Genomic DNA, 19,004 nt, shown 5'->3' with positions numbered 1-19,004 from the left:
GATTCATCCGAAACTAAAATCTAGTAAAGAAAAATACAATTACACACCTCCTTAGTCATTGACTGATTGGTATACTCAGAGTGTAACTAAATGAAAGAGTGATTTAAGAATGAGGCGCATCTGAGGATTGTTACTCATTTAGAAAGCAATGAAGCTAAAGACTTTTGAGAAATCCTTCACCCGATTTGACGATACACGCTATAATGGGTTTAATAAAAGAATGATTAACAGAATGAGAGGTGATTCCATGAAATCAGAAAAAGAGACGACAAATTCGTTGATTGAAAATCGAGCAGCTTCCCTGCAAACTACCTCAAAGGTTGTGCTGCCACCAGCTCTAGCTGAACGAATAGAACGTTATCCAGAAAATAAACGGCGGCCCGTTAATAAAACGGTTTTTAAAAATGATTATTTTCAATTGACCTACAATACAAGAAATCAATCTATGGCAATTTCTTCAAAAGGCGATTTAGTCTATTCAGCGATTCCTTATGATACAGCTCGAAACTATATCCAACGTGCCGCGATCCAATATTTGCTTCATCCAGAAGAAATTCGACGCTATATTGAGCTTCATCAGACAACAATAGAGAAATATTTGATGTTGAGCATTTTTCAGGTGTCTGGAAATCGTGTGGATGAAAAATCATTTGAAGTAAAGCAGGCTTATAAAGCGATCCTGCAAAATCCGTTATTAGAAATTCAGGTTGCTGGACGATTGATGCAACACGATGAAACCGGACCGTTATCAGCGAATCTGGCCGGAAAATTTCTTTTTAGTGAAAATATAAAAACCGGAATTGCAGGCTATATTTCTGAGTATTTGAATTTCGTTGTTCAGCTGGCTAATTCATTGCCATTGATGATCGATGGAAAAGATGTTCAGTTGTTAGATGCAGTGGAGCAAGATCAACTGCTGATCGACAAAGGACTGACGATATATTCGGATATTGGATCGGCACTTTCCTTATTGCCTCAAGAAGTGAAGCATGGTGTTGAACAGGCTCTAGCTGTTACTGATTCAGCTCAAATGGTCAATACTCAACCGCTTCTACGCTCTCAATATGGGGAAGAACTCTCCCGAACGCGGGAAAACTATGTTGCTCACAGTGTCCATCCCGATGAAGCAGAGAAGTATTTCAAAAACGTCCATTCCACTGAAAATCGTAATCTGATCAATGTGGTTTCAGATATCCATGCGCAGGATGGAAAGTTGCCATTTGTTAATCGACATTTTAATGTGCTGGTCGGTGATGTGTCGGATTCTCATGTTCAAGATGAAGAAATTGAAGGGATCTATGTGATAGGAGGACATGAACTAATGGACGTTCTACCTGAAACGACCGATGTATCTGAAGAGCAATGGGATAAGTGGCGACCGTTTTTCAACTATGAATGGTTTAAGGAGCTAATGCAAGAAACGGATGAAGCGTGGTATTTATTACCGACTGGTGAGCATGATTTTTATGAAGTGGTCAAAACGGAAATCACTAGTCGCTTTCCAAAAATGAAGCTTTTGAACAATGAGTATCTTATTCATGAAGGTATTCGTTATGTCGGTTTGACAATTCCTGTTGCGTTAGTGAGACGAAAAGAAGCGCTGCAACGATTCATTTTAAACGCGTTGGAAAAAATCTTAGGCGAGGACGTGGATACACCCACTGTAATTGTTTCTCACGCACCATTATTCAATGAACTGAGCCTACTGCCAGAAACAAGCGATGCATATAATAAAGATTATGTTTGTTCAGAACCACAGATAGAAAAGCTATTTGAAAGATACAATATTATCGGCGCTATTCATGGACATCATCATATCCCGGCATCTTCAAGACGCTTCAAAAATGTTGAATTTGCTGGAAAACGGATGTTTGTTGTGTGTTCGATTTATTCAAAAGTAAATACCGGGTTTGAATTAATGAGCTTATTAGAACGCGGAAAATAATTGACAGAGGAGAAGAAAGATTTTCGCCTCTGTTGATTTTTACGATTATTCAAAGATAATATATTTGTTCGTATATAGCTTTACTCGAATATGAAAGAATGTATGGAGGAAATCTATTAGAGTCGTAATCTCAGACAATATCACTTTTCAAGAGTAATATTGAAATTTATTAACAGAACTTGCTAACTCTGAATTTGACGTAATTGACTATTCACGAGAAACTCAAAACTTAGCAGAGGAGTATCCGCAAATTTTGATGGGATTTTATAAAAAAGATAGAGACCACTGATATTTTTTCCTTATTTAATCAAGATAAGAGAGGATATTCGTCGAAAGATCGCTGTTCTTCAAATGAGTCGACGGATTTAGAAACAAGTAATGGAGGCTGTGACGAAATTTTTGTCACAGCTCTTTTTTTGATTTTTATAAAAAATCTTGAATCAGCTTCTTATTTTCCGGTCTTTTATCAATTTCCAGTTTGGCGATTTTGTGGATTAACATATCAAGCGTAATCTCATTCATTTCTTCTTCTACTTTTTTCTGTAGTGCATCGTATTTTTCGCTAAGCACTTCTTGAATATTTGCGCCAACGATACAATTCGGATTGGTTTTAGGATCTACTTGAATCAAGTTCGTATTTCCCTCAATACTTTTATAAATTTCTAATAGCGTGATATTTTCCGGTCGTTTTGCGAGAGTGGGGTTTGGTTTTCCGATTTGTGTGAGGATCAGCCCAGATTTTTTTAGTTGGCTCATGATTTTTCGAACATTTGCTGGATTCGTTTCCACACTTTTAGCAATCATTTCACTAGATAGCGCATCAGTTCCTTTGCAGATTTCAATATAAGCAAGGATGTGGATGGCATCACTGAATTGTATCGAGTATTTCATGACCTCAGCTCCTTTTGTAATTTTCTTTCTTGACATATCTTATCATACTACTTATGATTATAGGTGTAAATTATAAATGTACAGCAAAAGAAAAGGAGCGGATCATATGAATTATTTGGTAACAGGTGCAACTGGAGGATTCGGAAATTATGCATTGGACTTCTTGAAAAAAAGTATTTCAACCTCGGAGATTTTTGCTTTGGTTCGAAGTGAAGCAAAAGCTGAAGCTTTAAAAAGGGCTGGTATACATGTTCGAATCGGTGATTATGGGGATAAGGAGGCTATGGAAAGAGTATTTGAAGGAATTGATCGTGTGCTGTTTGTGTCTGGTGCTCCAGGCAATCGAAAGAAGGAGCACGCAAATGTGGTTGAAGCAGCGATAAAAGCAGGAGTATCTTACATTGTTTATACAAGTTTTGCTGAAGCGGACAAAGCAACTAGTCCTTTAGCTGAGGATCATCTTTTTACAGAACGATTGATTGAAAAAGCAGGCATCTCGCATACATTTTTGCGTAATAATTGGTATTTAGAGAATGAATTGCCGTTAGTCGAAGCGGCTATGAATAGTGGGAAATTTGTTTATGCGGCTGGAAATGGAAAAACAGGTTGGGCGATGAAAAGAGAATACGCAGAGGTGGCTGCAAAGGCTCTACTAGGAGCTGACTATCCAGCCATTTTAGAACTTTCTGGAAAACCAGTAAACTATAACACTTTGGCGAACGCGCTAAAAAAAGCGACAGGAAAAGAGTTTGAAGTAATAAGTTCAGATGATTCAGGTTTTATTAATCATTTAGTTGCCAACGGAATGCCTCAATCGGTCGCAGAACTATTTTTATCCTTCCAATATGATATTAAAAATAATCAACTAGATGTTACTTCTACGGATTTCGAAAAAGCATTAGGCAGACCACTAATGAGTTTGGAAGCAGGATTTAAAGAGCTTTTGCATTGATGGATACACAGACTTTTTTGTCTAAGCATTATAAAACAGCTAGATAAGCCTAAAATGACTATTCCTTCTTTGGAATAGTCATTTTTAGTAAATGAAAAACTTGTATGGAGATACTAATCAGAAATGATTTCATACATAATGGCAAGATCTTCCGCCGCCATTCGAACCTTTGATTTTTCAATCAAAATATTTTTACCAGTCATGATGTAAGAGGGCATGATTCGGATATTTTGATAGTAAAGTTCAGTGTTTCGCAATTTATAGGTGGAGATAGCCGGGACAATATTTCTTTTTGTAGACTTTTTGGTGATCCGATTAAAGCATTTTTTTGCGACATCGCCCATCAACATAATTACTTGAACATTTGGAAAAAGGGTCAATTCCTTTTCTAAATAAGGCAAACTTTTTTCGATGCTGTCATTAGAGATTGTCGTTTCTAATTTTGGAATTTTTATCGCATTAGTTAGATAAATACCGTAAGACAATATGTCTTGAATGTTTGTAACCTCGATACCGGCTTTTTGAAATAATGGTATTGTAGTTTCCATGTAAGCAGCATCTTCTAAACTGTAGAAATCATTGTTTGGATCAGCAGGAACCACTTCGTTAATCATAATCGCCTTTATTAATTTTGGATCGATATCAATATCGTTTAAATAAATCTGGTCATTTTCATCTACGTATTTCTCAATTTCTTGTTTGATATTCATTTTGTGACCTCCTTTAGTTTAGTATACAAAAGAAATCTTGACAGTGAGTGTCCAGTTTAGATTGATTGCCAAAATAATTGAGCGATGCTGGATTTTGATGACAATGAACTTATCAGCTGCTAAGCAGATTATTTTCCTTCATAAAATAATCGTGTTAGGGTAATTTTATCAACTGATAAGTGGAGGTCTTTTTATGTTTTTAGCGATTAATGAAATCAAACATTCGAAATTGCGTTACACGTTAGTAATGGGAGTCATGTTTTTGATTGCCTATCTGGTATTTTTTTTAACGGGGTTGGCTTATGGGCTGGCGCAAGATAACCGAACAGCAGTAGATAAATGGAATGCAGATTCCATTCTTTTAACAGAGGAAGCGAATAATAATCTCAATATGTCAATGATACCGCTGAAAACCTTTGATGATGTAAAGGCAGATGAAAAAGCCTATCTTGCTCAAACAGCGGGAGTAATCAAAAGTGATGGGGGAGAAAAAATTGATGTCAGCTTTTTTGGTATCGATAAGGATCAATTTCTGGCTCCAAAGCTGACTAGCGGAAAGATGTTTTCTTCTGATGATGAAGCAGTAGCGGATCGTTCGCTAAAGGATGAATACAATCTGAAGCTCGGTGAAACTGTTAAAATGGCAGGAAACGATAAAACATTAAAAATCGTTGGGTTCACGGATAATGCAAAATTCAATGTAGCACCAGTGTTGTATACAACGATTGGTGCGTATCAGGAAATTCGCTTTGAAACACAAGGAACTAGTGAAAATACTCGAATCAATGCGATCATTACTAGAGGAGATGTTCAATCATTTCCAGATGATTTAGAGGAGACGGACATCAAGAGTTTTATCAATGATCTACCAGGTTACAGTGCACAGGTCTTGACCTTTGGATTTATGATCGGTTTCTTGATCGTAATTGCTGCAATCGTCATAGGAATTTTCATCTATGTGTTAACGATGCAAAAGGCAGAAATATTTGGTGTGATGAAGGCTCAGGGAATTTCAAGTCGCTATATTTCAAATTCTGTAATTGCGCAAACATTCCTATTAGCGACTGTTGGGGTAGTGATTGGATTAGCAGCTACGTTAGGAACAGCTCTGATATTACCAGATGCAGTGCCATTTCAGGTTAATATGTTGTTCTTTGGCGGAATCAGCATATTGATGATCTTAGTTGCTTTAATTGGTGCGTTCTTCTCAGTGCGAACCATTGTAAAAATTGATCCATTGAAGGCAATCGGATAGGGGGAAGAAAAATGAGTGCAATTGAATTTAAACAAGTAGAAAAATCATTTAAAGATGGCGATTCAACGATTGAAGCGTTGAAGGAAACAAATTTTTCAGTGGAAAAAGGGGAGTTCGTTGCCATTATTGGTCCGTCTGGTTCGGGAAAGAGTACATTTCTGACGATTGCAGGCGGTTTACAGGCCCCATCAGAAGGAGAAGTTCTGATCAACGATGATGATTTCAGCGAGAAGAAGGAAAAAGAACGGGCAAAATTACGCTTCAAGGAAATTGGTTTTATTTTGCAGGCATCAAACCTAGTTCCGTTTTTAACCGTCAAAAAGCAATTAAAGCTAGTCGACAAAGTTAGTAAAAGTGATAATTCGGAAATGGCGGAAAAATTATTCGAGCAATTGGATATCGCCAGTTTAGAAAATAAATATCCTGAAGAGCTTTCTGGCGGGGAACGTCAACGAGTCGCGATCGCTCGGGCGTTGTATCATGACCCAACGATTATTTTAGCCGATGAACCGACAGCTAGTCTGGACTCTGAGAAGGCTTATGAAGTTGTAAAAATTTTAGCCAAGGAAACCAAAGAAAAAAATAAGGCGACAATCATGGTCACTCATGATACTCGGCTGGTGAAATTCTGTGACCGAATTTTAGAGATGAAGGATGGAGAATTAACAGAAAAAGACATTTCAGAAGCGAACGAATAACCTTATCGCGTATAATGATGGTATCAAATAAAAAAGAGGCGATTGGATGTATGAAGAGATTTTAGATGTTGCTGAAGAATTATTTATGAAGCAAGGCTATAATGACACATCTACTAGGCAAATCGCGAAAATACTTGAGATTACGCAACCAAATATTTATTACCATTTCAAAAATAAAGAAGAAATCTATTTTCAAGTAATGCAGCGATTGGCAAATGAAGTTGGGAAAAACCTATCAGAGCTTTCAGCTCAAGATATCAGTTTTGAGGAAAAAATCTTGGCGATGGCTTTCTATTTACAACAAAGGCATCCTTTCAGCCTTTTTATGATGATGCATGATATTCAGCATACGCTGAGTCCTGAAACAGCTCAAAAGTTATTTGTACTTTGGCAGAGCTCTTATAAACATCCTTTTCTTAAGGTATTTAACAATGAATCTCAAATAAGAGAGACGGTTGATCCGAATTTTGCTGTGAGTCAATTGTTTATCTTGATATCCGCTTACTTGGATTCACCTGTGAATGTGCGGCAAGAAAATTTGGAGAATGCAATTCAACTTTTTTTCCATGGTGTATTAAAATAACGAAAAAAATCCCACTGTCATCTTCGACAGTGGGATTTTGCTTAAGCTAAGACAGCTGCGATCATGTCTGGTAATTCTTTTTTCATGACACGTTTGGTATTTAGGGCATCTGTATAAGTAACAGTTTGATCTGCTGCGATAGTTGCCAATAATTGACGGTCTTTCTTCGGTGGGTTATAAAATACCTCGATCGCTTTATCAGCATCAGACCATTCAGCAGAGTAATTTGCTTTTGATTTTAAAGATTGATTCAATGCTTCTGCTTGGTCTGCGGTTACATCAGCACTAACAGGTTCCTTGACTACATCAGCCAAGATATCTTGAGCAAGCTCCGCTGCTTTGTCAGTATCCTCACTTTCAACAACAGATTCTGATGTTTTAAAACTTTCTGACCATAAATTATAGATGCTGTTGGTCAATTGATTTAAGGTATTTGTTTGTGGTTTTTGAATATGAGCATTGACTAATTCTCTAAAGGAATGGTCATGCTCCGCACTTTGAATATGGCGAGTTTTTCCATCAGGAGTTGTCTCATCAAGGTGGATTTGATGTGTGTTCACTTTATCAAAATAGATTTTTACATCACTGTGGATGTGCTCACTCAGTGTTTTTTCCACTTGAGCAAAAGTTTTGTTGATTTGTTTGTTACGAATTTTGAGTGATTTTTTGATACTTTTTAAATTCACGAGTATAATTCAGTCGCTTTCTTTTAAGAGTTGTACTAATCCGTTAGTATTATAGCATACTTCGTGAAAAATGCAGTAGGAATACGATAAAATAGGTTATTTGATTCAAAAAAAGCGACTTTCAAATAAAATATTGAGTAATTCAACTTAAAAATGCTTAATTTTTTAGCACACGATGACTGTTAGTGTGGAAAAAGGGGAAAGAACGGAGGTTAAAAAAAATCTCAGCCGCTTTTACCTGAAGACAGCTGAGATTTCTTACTTATCTTAAATCATCTAAAAATTCAGTTTTACCAGGATCGATTTCATCCTTCATCTTGATGATCTTGGCAGGGGTGCCAGCGACAACGGCTCCAGCTGGAACGTCTTTGGTAACAACAGCACCGGCTGCAACAACGGCATCTTTTCCGATATGGACTCCCTCTAAAACAACGGCATTAGCTCCGACTAAAACATTGTCTTCTACGACAACAGGTGAAGCACTAGGCGGCTCAAGTACGCCAGCCAACACCGCTCCTGCACCAATATGGGCATGTTTTCCAACAGTTGCACGTGCACCTAAAATAGCTCCCATGTCAATCATCGTGCTTTCGCCGATGGAAGCACCGATATTAATGATAGCACCCATCATGATGACTGCTTTATCACCAATCTCAACACGATCACGAATCAATGCACCAGGCTCAATGCGAGCGTTAACTGATGAGATATCTAGCATTGGAATTGCTGAATTTCTGCGATCGTTCTCTACATGAACATCACTAATTTTTGTTTGTTGTTCGTTTAATACTTCTTGTACCGCTTGACTTTCACCAATCAAGATCCAGGTTTGTTCTTGACCGAAAAACTGAACTTTTTCTTTGGTGATTCCCGCTAAATTTCCTTGAACATAGGCTTTCACAGGAGTCGTTTTTTCGGCATTTTTAATAAATTTAGCAATTTCATAAGGATCGGTTAAAGTCATTGAATCTGCTCCTATCTCATACTAAGGTAATTATTTTTCAAAAGGCGAAAAATAAGTTTGATTTTCGCCACGTATATCATCCAACTAAAGATCTCGAATTAAAATTAGTCAATGATTCATGTCTTAATAGCAATTCAAGTATAACTGCCAAAAGTTAGACTGACATCCTATCTCATACTAAGGTAATTATTTTTCAAAAGGCGAAAAATAAGTTTGATTTTCGCCACGTATATCATCCAACTAAAGATCTCGAATTAAAATTAGTCAATGATTCATGTCTTAATAGCAATTCAAGTATAACTGCCAAAAGTTGGACTGACATCCTATCTCATACTAAGGTAATTATTTTTCAAAAGGCGAAAAATAAGTTTGATTTTCGCCACGTATATCATCCAACTAAAGATTTCGAATTAAAATAGACAATGATTTATGTCTTAATAGCAATTCAAGTATAACTGCCAAAAGTTAGACTGACATCCTATCTCATACTAAGGTAATTATTTTGTCTTGTTTGTTATTTCTCATCAATCAGTTTTTCCATATCGTACAAACCAGTCTCTTTATCACTGATATATTTTGCGGCTTTAACTGCGCCACTAGCAAAAATATTTCGGGATAAAGCCAAGTGGTTCAACTCAATCACTTCATCAGGACCGGCATAGATTACGGTGTGTTCACCAGGAATCGTACCGCCGCGAACAGCGTGAATACCTAATTCTGATAACGGATTTTCTAAATCATTGCCATGGCGGCCATAAATATAGGTTTTCTTTTCCTCTACCGCGTCATTTACCGCATCAGCTAATAATAACGCAGTTCCACTAGGAGAATCCTTTTTCTGATTGTGGTGTTTTTCCACGATTTCAATATTGAATTCTTCCTCTAAGACGGGTGTGATTTCGCGAATCGCTTTCGCTAAGAGATTGATCCCTAGAGACATATTGGCTGAGAAGAAGACGGCCGTTTGTTCTGCCGTTTTAGCTATTTGTTCTTTTACTTCATCAGTCAGACCGGTTGTGGCTACAACAACAGGGATTTTCTTTTCTGCACAATAATCCAAAACAGCAGGGACTGCGGTATAGTGAGAAAAATCAATGACTACATCTGCATTTACCTGACAATCGTTGATTGCTTGAAAAGTAGGAAAGTCCGCTTCGAAGGCTTCACGATCAATTCCGGCAACGACTTGCATATTGGATTGATGCGCGATCATTGTCTGTAGAACCTGGCCCATGCGGCCATTGGCACCATTTAAGATAATATCGATCATTTAGCAACCTCCAATCCATAAGCAGCCATTTCCTTTTTCAATCCTTCAACGGTTTCGTCTTTCGCTGCAGAAAGTGGGAGACGGAAGTTTGGTTCGATTTTTCCTAATAAACTCACACCTGTTTTGACTGGAATAGGATTTACTTCGCAGAAGATCGCATGAATCAATGGAATTTGTGCTAACTGAAGTTCTTTGGCTTTTGAAAAGTCGCCATCTAATAAGGCTTGTGTTAATTCATGGGTTTGCCGTGGGGCAATATTGGCGATTGTTGAAATAGAGCCTTTTCCACCAAGTGCCATGATCGGTAAGACTTGATCATCATTTCCAGAATAGATCGTAAAATCATCTGGCATGATTCGTGCAATATCAGCAATTTGTGAGATATTCCCACTGGCTTCCTTAATTGCTACCACATTAGGAATTTCGCCTAGGCGTTTCACCATTTGTGGTGTGATATTCATATTAGTACGTGAAGCAACAGAATATAAAATAATTGGTAATTTCACGCTTTCAGCAATTTTTTGATAATGTAAAAAGAGGCCTTCATCTGATGCTTTATTATAATAAGGAGTCACGATCAATAGAGCATCGGCGCCAACTTTCTCAGCACCTGTCGATAATTCGATGGCATGCTGGGTATCGTTTACACCAGTTCCGGCAATAACTGGGATTCGTCTGTTCACCTTTTTGACGACTGTCTCGATTACAGCAATATGTTCGTCATTGGCTAAAGTGGAAGCTTCGCCAGTAGTTCCGCAAGCGATGATTGCATCGGTTCCTTCACTGATCTGCCACTCGACTAGCTCCTCTAACTTCTTGTAATCAACAGCACCATCGGCTTTCATGGGCGTAACTAGAGCAACACCAGATCCTTCAAATATTCTCAAGGGAAACAACTCCTTCTTCATTTTTTTCAAAGCCTTTGTAAAAAGGTCTTTAATAGTAGAATTATATCTTAATTATGAGTGCCTGCCAACGAAAATCTCATGAAATTTTTAATCAAAGAAAGTCAAAAAAACAAGAACGTTTAATGTCCTTGTAAGTTTAGTTGATACATCAGCCATAAATCAAGACTGGCAATCACTAGATAAGTCGTACCAATCTTGGTACCGAATAGGAAAAAATAGGTAAGGCTACCAAGGAAATAAACGAGCAGTTCTAAGCAAAGTTTCCCGTTGCCAGTCAGAACAGTTGGGGATTTTGGCGCACCATATCTCGCCCAAACTAGTGTGATAGTAATTGTTAAAACAGCGAAGAGAATTCGTTGTAAAATACCTTTTTTGATAAAGATACCACTAAAAAGCCCGCCAACTGTTGCGATTTCAAGTAAAAATCGGATACCCAATACAATACTAGCCAAAAACGTGCACCTCCACAAAAATTTCTATCATTATAAGTAGTAGAAAATTCTAAATCATCAGGAAAAAACAATCAATGTATGGACGTTTTAAAGAATAAATGCGATCGCTACAAAAAGATAAGTCCAGCGAATATCTTTTTGGCAGAGAAGATAGATACATCCGGCAACTACTGAAAAAAAGATCGTATACAATCCGCCACTGAACCCTTGAAGAAGAAAATGAATTAGGCCCCAAGTGATCGCAAGTAGTAATCCTCCACTAGGAAATCGCTCAGACAATCCAAATTGAGATTCGAAAAATTTCTGACCAAACGCGATGACTAATACAATCAAACTACATTCTGCAAAATAATAGAATAGACGAAAAATAAAGGAAATAATACTTTTCTTCAGTTCCCCATTAAACTCGACGACTGGTTTGAATCCGCCAAAGCCGATTGTAGAAACTACGATCACAGAAAATACTAAGCAAATAATTAGTATAAGTTTTTTATTTTCCAGAGGCCGAGAAATGCTAAAAACATCAAAATTAAAGCGGCTCTTCGCATAATGAATTAAGAAAATAGAAACAACTGACCATAAAATTGCCGTCAATCCGGCATTTACAGCTAGACTCAAACCACTGCTAACCAACCCAAGAAGCAATTCCAAACTAAACCCTGCAAAAGCATAAAGTGCCAACCATAAAAAGTCGACAGGCATAATCTTTTTTTCTTTTTCCAATTTTGTTCCTCCAAATTTCTTTTTACTAAGTGTACCAAGTAATTAAGGGATAGGTACTAAAAAATTGAGTAAGGCTCAAGAGAACAATGAAAGGAGATCAAATGAATTGTAAATTTTTAGAATTTAAAATCACAATTACTCGTTTAAACGAAAGAGAATCATGTATTAATTTTGAAAAATTTCAAAAACAAATTAATGACCGCTGACGCAATCTGTACTATAATATGAGAAACTATCAATGATTTTCTAATCAAAAAATAGGATTCTGAGAATTTTTATGGAAATGAGTGAGACGATGATCGATACGGAAGTCAAAGAGTTAGAAGAGTTAGTCACTACTATGCGCCGCGAATTGCACCAAATCCCCGAATTAGGATTGGAGGAAAAGCAAACGGCAGCGTATATTCGAAAGAAGTTGGCATCCTTTGGTGTCACAGAGACTTATGAAGTCATTGAGACAGGTACGATCGCGGTCTTACACGGCACCAAACCAGGTAAAACGTTAGCCTTTCGTTCAGACATTGATGCGTTGCCTGTAGAAGAACAAACGGGCTATGATTTTGCTTCAAAAACACCTGGAAAAATGCATGCCTGCGGTCACGACGGACATATGGCAACGCTGCTAGGTTTCATTGCCTATTTACACAAGTATCCAGAAAAAATTCAAGGAACGCTTGTCTTTGTCTTTCAGCCGGCGGAAGAAGGACCAGGTGGTGCGGAATTAATTATGAAGTCCGGTATTTTACAAAAGCTAGGTGTAGAAGAAATCGTGGGATTGCATGTCTTTCCAGATCTTCCAGCAGGAAAAATTTCTTGTCGACCAGGGCCAATGATGGCGCGTAATGCTGAGGTGACGATCACAATCAAGGGCGTCAGCACACATGGCGCACAGCCGCAGCTCGGAGAAGATGCAATTGTTGCTGCTGGCGGTGTGATTACTGGTTTGAATAGTATTTTAGCACGAAATATCGGACCATTGGATAACGTGGTGTTGACCTTTGGAACAATTCACGGTGGCGAGGCGATGAATATTGTCGCTAAGGAAGTTGTTTTACACGGAACAATGCGGGCCTTTGATGATGCCGTATATGAGGAAGTCGTTCGAAGGACGGAATTAGTAGCCGGGGAAATTGCTAAAGGCTATGGCTGTGAGGCAGTGGTTGATTTCAATCATATGTATCGAGTCGTTGATAACGATCCGGAAATGGTGAAGAAATTGGAAAAGGTTGCGGCTGATTATTATGTGGAAACTCCACCATATTTAATCGCGGAAGATTTTTCTTGGTATCAGCAGGAGATTCCTGGGATGTTTTTCTTCTTAGGGATTCGTGATGAAGAAAAGGGCTATACGTATCCGCTGCATAGTGGAAAAATGAAATTTGATGAGGTAAATCTGTTACTAGGGATTCAAACCTATGTAAACTTAATTGCTGGATTGAACGAGAATTAATTGAGGGGGCTTACGATGGAATTTGAAACTAAAAATGGTCATTTAATGTGGGATGGTTGTGATACTGTTGCTTTAGCAGAGAAATTTGGAACTCCGTTATATGTGTTTTCGCAAACCATGATTGAAGAGAAGTGCCAAGAACTGCAGCGAGATTTTGTCGAAAAATATGAGAATGTTCGTGTGGCTTTTGCCAGCAAAGCTTTCTCAACGCTTGCGATGTTAAAAATTATTGAAAAGCAAGGCTTTTCTTTAGATGTTGTTTCTGACGGTGAATTGTACACGGCGATCAAATCTGATTTTCCCGCGGAGCATATTGAAATGAACGGCAACAATAAATCAATCGAAGAACTAGAAATGGCGATTGATTATGGCGTTGGTCGAATCATCATCGACAGTCTGCAGGAGGTTGATCTGATTGCGGCAATCGCCAAAGAAAAACAAAAAGTAGTGGATGTTTTGTTCCGTATCACACCTGAAGTCAATGTTCAAACTCATTCATTTATTTCGACAGGACAAAAGGATTCAAAATTTGGGATTCCGATCGATGAGGCGATCTTGTTCCCGCAAATCGAACATGCGATTGAAGCACCAGAAGTGAATTTTTTAGGTTTTCATTTCCATGTAGGTAGTCAATTATTTGATAATCATGCCCATCTTGCAGCGGTAGAAATTGCTTTAGATTTGGTTAAAATGGTAAAAGACCGTTTTGACTATACAATCAAGGAATTGAACTTTGGCGGCGGTTTCGGTGTTCGCTACACAGATGCAGATCAGCCAAAGCCTTTTAGTTATTTTACAGATCCTATGATGGAAAAAGTATTGGCTTTTTGCGAGATAGAAAACTTACCGCAGCCTGCAGTTGTGATTGAACCAGGCCGGAGTATCGTTGCTGAAGCAGGGATCAGCCTACACAAAATCGGAGCAATCAAAGAGCTTCCTGGATTGCGAAAATATGTCAGTATTGATGGTGGGATGACCGATAATATTCGTCCGGGACTTTATGAAGCGGAATATACAGGGATTTTAGCCAACAAAGCAGATGTTAAAGCAACGGAAAAAGTGACGGTTTCAGGTAAGGCCTGTGAAAGTACGGATATTTTGGTCAAAGATATTGAGCTGCCAGTGGTTGAAGCTGGCGATATTTTTGCTACTTTTTCAACGGGAGCTTATGGCTATTCTATGGCAAGCAATTACAACAAATTAGCGATTCCAGCCGTTGTGTTAACAAAAGCAGGACAAGCCGAAATTATCGTAAAAAGACAGACCTTGGGTCAGATGATTCAAAATGAAGAAATTCCTGAATTTTTGAAATAAAGACTCTTGAAATGAGGTGGATGAATGAACATTCCTTTTTATAAACTACAAGGTGCAGGCAATGATTTTATTTTGATAGATAATCAAGAACTGAACTTTGCCAGTGAACAATTGACCAAATTTGCGGCTCGTGTTTCTACTCGTCGTGTCTCCGTTGGAGCAGATACTTTGATCGCGGTAGAGGCAGCCCGCGGATCCGGTGATTTTTATACTCGCTTTTTCAATGCTGACGGTTCTGAAGCAGAAATGTGCGGAAATGGCGCTCGCTGTGTGGCGCGCTGGGCATATGATACGGGTATTGCGAAAGAGAATATGGTTATTGAAACAATTGCAGGTGATGTGCCAGCAGAACGTTTGGACAAGAGGGCCTATCGCGTACAGTTGAACTCACCAACCGTTTTTGAAGGAGATAAAGTGATTCAGGTTGATGGAAAAGAGGTAACCGTGGATTATGTTGAATTGGGGAATCCAGGGATCCCTCATTTAGTTGTTCACGTACCGGATTTAGCTATGACTGAATTAGAAACAATTGTTAAATTCGCTAGAAAATTGAGAAATCATTCGGCCTTCGAAAAAGGCGCTAATGTGAACTTCTATGATATATTGTCTGATCAAACGGTGGTAGAGCGCACCTATGAACGAGGTGTGGAAGATTTCACTTTGGCCTGCGGTACCGGAACCGGCTCAACGGCATATGCATTGACTAAAAAAGGTCTGGTCAAAAGTGATCCAGTAGTAATTGAAGTCTTAGGTGGACAGCTTCAAGTGAATGTTGTCGAGGATGACCTTTATTTAATTGGTGACACGAATATGGTTGTCAAAGGAACAATTTTAGATGAAGATTTAGCGTAAAAGAAGGTGACCGTGCGTGGTCATCTTTTTTTTGGGGGATGAGAAAATAGTAGGAGGAATGTAGATGGCGTTGAAGTGGGGAATCGCGTTTCTTTATTTTATGTTGGATTGGTTTATTCCGGGAATAGGGCTCCCAGAAAATTTATTTGCTTTGAGAGTGCTTGTTACACCGGCCTTTCTTATTCTTGTCATTCTATTGTTTGGAAAATCATTGATTGAAGATTTTAAAAAGCTCAAGTGGAGAGAAATTCTAGTTATCGTTGTCATAGGAATGCTTTTACTTTGTTTAACCAATTGGTTATTTGACACAGGGAGCAGAACCAATGAGAATGTGAGTGTTTCATGGATATATCTATTGTCAGCGATAACCTATGGTCCATTTTTCGAAGAAATGATCCTTCGATATTGCATGATTCCATTGTCAGGAAGTAAGTGGACAAAATTTCTTTTGCTTATCCTATCAGCAAGCTTGTTTTCAGTGATTCATGGTTTCAGTTTTACTGTGAGCTATTTTATTTCTGGAATCATTTTTGGCTCAATTTATTTAGTGAAAAAGAATATTTGGTATTCGATTATTGTTCATTATATCAATAACTTGATTGCTGTTGGGATCATCTTATTTTATATGTCTTAAATCCTTCTTCATTGACGAGAGTTTTTTTAGGACGTATCATGAGATGAATAGAGTTACTTAGGAGGCCGACATGGAGAAATTTAAAAAAATGGTGGCGATCGAGCCAACCAAATTATTACCTGAATGGGATGAAAAACTCAAGGATCTAGCAGAAGAAACTTTTTTTTATGAGGATATTCCGACGGATGCAGCGACAATTATCGATCGAATAGGTGACGCAGATTGTGTGATGTTGAGTTTTACCAGCTTTATTGATAAGGAAGTCTTAGATGCTTGCCCGAATATTCGTTATATTGGAATTTGTGCCAGCTTGTATGCGCCAGAAAATGCGAACGTAGATATTCTCCATGCAGAGAAAAAAGGGATCGTGGTAACAGGCGTTCGTGATTATGGTGATGAAGGTGTGAAGGAATATGCCATCAGTGAATTGGTTCGTTTATTACAAGGGCGCGGACCTGCGATGTGGAAGGATGAGCCAATGGAATTGACCGATGTCAAAGTCGGCATTGTGGGCATGGGAACAGTCGGCAGCTTATTGGCGAAAACGATGAAGTTCTTTGGTATGAACGTCAATTATTATAGTCGAACGCGCAAACCTGAAATTGAAAAAGAATTGAATATGACTTATTTGTCCTTAGATGAGCTGTTAGGGAAGGTAGATATCTTAATTACTTGTCTGAATAAAAATGTTGTTCTATTAGATGAAGTAGCTTTTAATCAGTTTGGCAATGGGAAAATTTTGATGAATGTTTCGATTGCGCCGTCTCATGAAGTGCCAGCGCTAAAAAAATGGTTGGCAGAACCTGGGAACTATGCGTTTAGTGATACTGAAGCAGGATTAGGCGAAGAAGTGATAGGGTTACCGAATGTTTTTGCCGGAAAAACCAACGCCGGTCTAACTTCGATGGCAAAAGTTCGTTTGGCTCAAAAAGTTATTGCAAATATTAAGGAATTTCAAGCAAATCATTAATGGAGATTTTATGAAGATTCAAGCGTAATGTCGTTTGAATCTTTTTTAATGTCCAAGCGTATGTAAAGAAACATTACGTGAAATGTTGCTTTTTTCAAATTATTTTTATCTCATGTCATATAATATTACATTGGTTATTGAAATTCCCTTGAAAACTCGCTATGATAATACAAATGATGGTTGCGTGTTTTGAAAAGAAATGGGGAAAAGATATGGAATATCAATACTTAGTTCAGGTAGAAACGATTGTCGGAGAAATGACCGAGGAAACATTCAATACTCGTCGAGAAGCACTGTGCTATGCAACAAATTATGCAAAAGTTAAGATGAGCAAAGTATTCAGATCAGGTGAGATATTACATGAGTTCAATTATTAAGCATTGAGACCATAGGATTATTGAAGTTTGTATAGTGTTTAGAAAAAGGCTTTGTCTCTATGGACGAAGCCCTTTTTTTCGTACTGGAATCAAATTTCCGGCAACAAAAATCAGAATACCTAACCAAATAAAGGCAAAGGCAATGAATTGCGGCAAGGCATATGGTTCATGGAATAGGAAGATTGCCATCACTAGCATGATGGTCGGATTCACATACTGGAGAAAACCGAGCGTTATATAAGATAGCTTCTTCACAGCAGTTGCAAAAAGTAGCAAAGGAATTGCCGTTACCACACCGGCCCCCATTAACAATACATTCGTACTCATTGAATAATTCATGAATCCAGTCGGTGAAATAAAAAACAAATAGATTAGACCGATTGGCGCAATAATCAATGTTTCCAAGGTGATGCTTGTTGCAGAACTCAACTGCAACTGTTTTTTTGTTAATCCATACAAACAAAAACTAGTTGCTAAAAAAAGCGAATTGAAGGGGAAAACACCGGTTTGGAGCGTCAACAATATCACTCCAGTTAGTGCCGAAAGACTAGCCAGCTTGGCTTGCTTCGTTAGCGGCTCTTTTAAATAGAGAGCACCAGCCAGTACATTTAGTAATGGATTAATATAATAGCCTAAACTAGCTTGTTGAACTTGTCCAATTGACACCGTATAAATAAAGATTCCCCAGTTTAATGAGACGAAAATCGCTGCCATAATAACAGCGAGAACCTTTTTTCGATTTTTTAAAAGTACTTTGACCTCTTGAATAAAAGTCGGCATCTTTCGTAATGCAATCATGTAAAGCAACATAAAAATCAGAGACCAAATAATTCGATAAAACAAAATATCAATAGAGCTGACACCACCTAGCAGTTTCCAGTAAAGCGGCAGGATGCCCCAAAGAATATATGCACCAAAACCATAAACTAACCCAGAATCTTTTTTCATCAGAACCTCCTTGTTTGAATCGTATTTTACCATTTTAACATAAACAATTGAGAGATAATTTGAAAAAAAGGGATTTGATGATTATAAATAATATGTGATTACGAAAATTGGATTAACGATTTTGAGCTTCTTTGATTGATTTGAAGGCATTGATACCAAATGAAATTAGAAAGAAGAAGCTTGCTAGTTTTAAGACCGCACCCGATTGAAAGGCGAAGAAAAGTGAGACGAAAAAATAGGAAATAGCGATATAGGTATACATATTATTGAATTTTTTTAGGTTCAAAAGGATCACCTCTTTAAAGAAAGTATATGCTTTTGAGGAAACCGCGTCAAAATGGAGGTTTTGAAAAAATCGTATTCTGAAATTTTGTAATATAGAAGTTAAGAAATCTTTATAGCTCAGCTTGGGAATAGAATTG

21 protein-coding genes are annotated in these 19,004 nt (G+C 37.9%); 11 read left to right on the top strand and 10 right to left on the bottom strand.

Annotated features, from left to right (window positions below; translation table 11 throughout):
* Positions 1–247: 247 nt before the first annotated feature.
* Positions 248–1,945, top strand: coding sequence for a metallophosphoesterase family protein (locus IGI52_RS21530; protein WP_438782424.1), 1,698 nt, complete (start codon positions 248–250; stop codon positions 1,943–1,945).
* A 423-nt stretch (positions 1,946–2,368) separates the two neighbouring features.
* Here IGI52_RS21530 and IGI52_RS21525 read toward each other — a convergent pair whose 3' ends face one another.
* Positions 2,369–2,836 carry an Rrf2 family transcriptional regulator gene (locus tag IGI52_RS21525; RefSeq protein ID WP_016178216.1) on the bottom strand — a complete coding sequence of 156 codons (468 nt, stop codon included), beginning with the start codon at positions 2,834–2,836 and terminating at the stop codon, positions 2,369–2,371.
* A 106-nt stretch (positions 2,837–2,942) separates the two neighbouring features.
* On the opposite strand from IGI52_RS21525, the gene IGI52_RS21520 reads away from it, so the two are divergent.
* The gene (locus tag IGI52_RS21520) at positions 2,943–3,788 is read left to right on the top strand and encodes an SDR family oxidoreductase (RefSeq protein WP_438782423.1); all 846 of its coding nucleotides are present in this window, start codon (positions 2,943–2,945) and stop codon (positions 3,786–3,788) included.
* Positions 3,789–3,901: 113 nt separating this feature from the next.
* On the opposite strand, the gene IGI52_RS21515 is transcribed toward IGI52_RS21520, so the two are convergent.
* Positions 3,902–4,498: a uracil-DNA glycosylase family protein gene (locus IGI52_RS21515; RefSeq protein ID WP_185937868.1), complete on the bottom strand. Its 597-nt coding sequence runs from the start codon at positions 4,496–4,498 to the stop codon at positions 3,902–3,904.
* A gap of 193 nt (positions 4,499–4,691) precedes the next feature.
* Between IGI52_RS21515 and IGI52_RS21510 the strand changes: the two genes are divergently transcribed.
* The 3 genes from IGI52_RS21510 to IGI52_RS21500 are packed head-to-tail and all read left to right on the top strand — an operon-like array spanning position 4,692 to position 7,034.
* On the top strand, positions 4,692–5,753 hold the full coding sequence (locus IGI52_RS21510) for an ABC transporter permease (protein WP_438782422.1): 1,062 nt from the start codon (positions 4,692–4,694) through the stop codon (positions 5,751–5,753).
* 11 nt (positions 5,754–5,764) lie between these two features.
* Positions 5,765–6,451 (top strand): ABC transporter ATP-binding protein, encoded by a 687-nt coding sequence (locus tag IGI52_RS21505; protein WP_216406451.1) that lies wholly within the window; start codon positions 5,765–5,767, stop codon positions 6,449–6,451.
* A 46-nt stretch (positions 6,452–6,497) separates the two neighbouring features.
* Positions 6,498–7,034: a TetR/AcrR family transcriptional regulator gene (locus tag IGI52_RS21500; protein ID WP_438782421.1), complete on the top strand. Its 537-nt coding sequence runs from the start codon at positions 6,498–6,500 to the stop codon at positions 7,032–7,034.
* A gap of 41 nt (positions 7,035–7,075) precedes the next feature.
* On the opposite strand, the gene IGI52_RS21495 is transcribed toward IGI52_RS21500, so the two are convergent.
* From IGI52_RS21495 to IGI52_RS21470, 6 genes are all read right to left on the bottom strand, one after another.
* Positions 7,076–7,720 (bottom strand): hypothetical protein, encoded by a 645-nt coding sequence (locus IGI52_RS21495; protein ID WP_438782420.1) that lies wholly within the window; start codon positions 7,718–7,720, stop codon positions 7,076–7,078.
* A 262-nt stretch (positions 7,721–7,982) separates the two neighbouring features.
* The gene (dapD, locus tag IGI52_RS21490) at positions 7,983–8,684 is read right to left on the bottom strand and encodes a 2,3,4,5-tetrahydropyridine-2,6-dicarboxylate N-acetyltransferase (RefSeq protein ID WP_216406457.1); all 702 of its coding nucleotides are present in this window, start codon (positions 8,682–8,684) and stop codon (positions 7,983–7,985) included.
* 514 nt (positions 8,685–9,198) lie between these two features.
* Complete coding sequence (gene dapB / locus IGI52_RS21485; RefSeq protein ID WP_311855151.1) at positions 9,199–9,954, bottom strand: 4-hydroxy-tetrahydrodipicolinate reductase; 756 nt, start codon at positions 9,952–9,954, stop codon at positions 9,199–9,201.
* Positions 9,951–10,841 (bottom strand): 4-hydroxy-tetrahydrodipicolinate synthase, encoded by an 891-nt coding sequence (dapA, locus tag IGI52_RS21480; RefSeq protein ID WP_176675418.1) that lies wholly within the window; start codon positions 10,839–10,841, stop codon positions 9,951–9,953. The genes dapB and dapA overlap by 4 nt, the downstream gene beginning before the upstream one ends.
* A 140-nt stretch (positions 10,842–10,981) precedes the next feature.
* The gene (locus IGI52_RS21475; protein ID WP_311855153.1) at positions 10,982–11,314 is read right to left on the bottom strand and encodes a YrdB family protein; all 333 of its coding nucleotides are present in this window, start codon (positions 11,312–11,314) and stop codon (positions 10,982–10,984) included.
* Positions 11,315–11,401: 87 nt separating this feature from the next.
* Positions 11,402–12,037 carry a hypothetical protein gene (locus tag IGI52_RS21470; RefSeq protein WP_311855154.1) on the bottom strand — a complete coding sequence of 212 codons (636 nt, stop codon included), beginning with the start codon at positions 12,035–12,037 and terminating at the stop codon, positions 11,402–11,404.
* Positions 12,038–12,314: 277 nt separating this feature from the next.
* On the opposite strand from IGI52_RS21470, the gene IGI52_RS21465 reads away from it, so the two are divergent.
* From IGI52_RS21465 to IGI52_RS21440, 6 genes are all read left to right on the top strand, one after another.
* Positions 12,315–13,487: a M20 metallopeptidase family protein gene (locus IGI52_RS21465; RefSeq protein WP_016178229.1), complete on the top strand. Its 1,173-nt coding sequence runs from the start codon at positions 12,315–12,317 to the stop codon at positions 13,485–13,487.
* A 15-nt stretch (positions 13,488–13,502) separates the two neighbouring features.
* Complete coding sequence (lysA, locus tag IGI52_RS21460) at positions 13,503–14,801, top strand: diaminopimelate decarboxylase (RefSeq protein ID WP_438782419.1); 1,299 nt, start codon at positions 13,503–13,505, stop codon at positions 14,799–14,801.
* Positions 14,802–14,825: 24 nt separating this feature from the next.
* Positions 14,826–15,653, top strand: coding sequence for a diaminopimelate epimerase (gene dapF / locus IGI52_RS21455; protein ID WP_438782418.1), 828 nt, complete (start codon positions 14,826–14,828; stop codon positions 15,651–15,653).
* A 64-nt stretch (positions 15,654–15,717) separates the two neighbouring features.
* Entirely contained in the window at positions 15,718–16,287 is a 570-nt protein-coding gene (locus IGI52_RS21450) for a CPBP family intramembrane glutamic endopeptidase (protein WP_216406467.1), read from the top strand.
* A gap of 70 nt (positions 16,288–16,357) precedes the next feature.
* Entirely contained in the window at positions 16,358–17,257 is a 900-nt protein-coding gene (locus IGI52_RS21445) for an NAD(P)-dependent oxidoreductase (protein ID WP_154059897.1), read from the top strand.
* A 212-nt stretch (positions 17,258–17,469) separates the two neighbouring features.
* A complete protein-coding gene (locus tag IGI52_RS21440; RefSeq protein ID WP_016178233.1) occupies positions 17,470–17,634 on the top strand; it encodes a hypothetical protein in 165 nt (54 codons plus the stop codon).
* Positions 17,635–17,691: 57 nt separating this feature from the next.
* Here IGI52_RS21440 and rarD read toward each other — a convergent pair whose 3' ends face one another.
* Together rarD and IGI52_RS21430 are read right to left on the bottom strand one after the other, a co-directional pair.
* On the bottom strand, positions 17,692–18,582 hold the full coding sequence (rarD, locus tag IGI52_RS21435; protein WP_438782417.1) for an EamA family transporter RarD: 891 nt from the start codon (positions 18,580–18,582) through the stop codon (positions 17,692–17,694).
* A gap of 112 nt (positions 18,583–18,694) precedes the next feature.
* Entirely contained in the window at positions 18,695–18,868 is a 174-nt protein-coding gene (locus IGI52_RS21430; RefSeq protein WP_155856972.1) for a hypothetical protein, read from the bottom strand.
* Positions 18,869–19,004 lie beyond the last annotated feature (136 nt).

Source organism: Enterococcus sp. DIV0187, from assembly GCF_051713785.1.
GTDB classification, from domain to species: Bacteria; Bacillota; Bacilli; order Lactobacillales; family Enterococcaceae; genus Enterococcus_A; species Enterococcus_A avium.
This window is presented reverse-complemented; position numbering and strand designations above follow the sequence as displayed.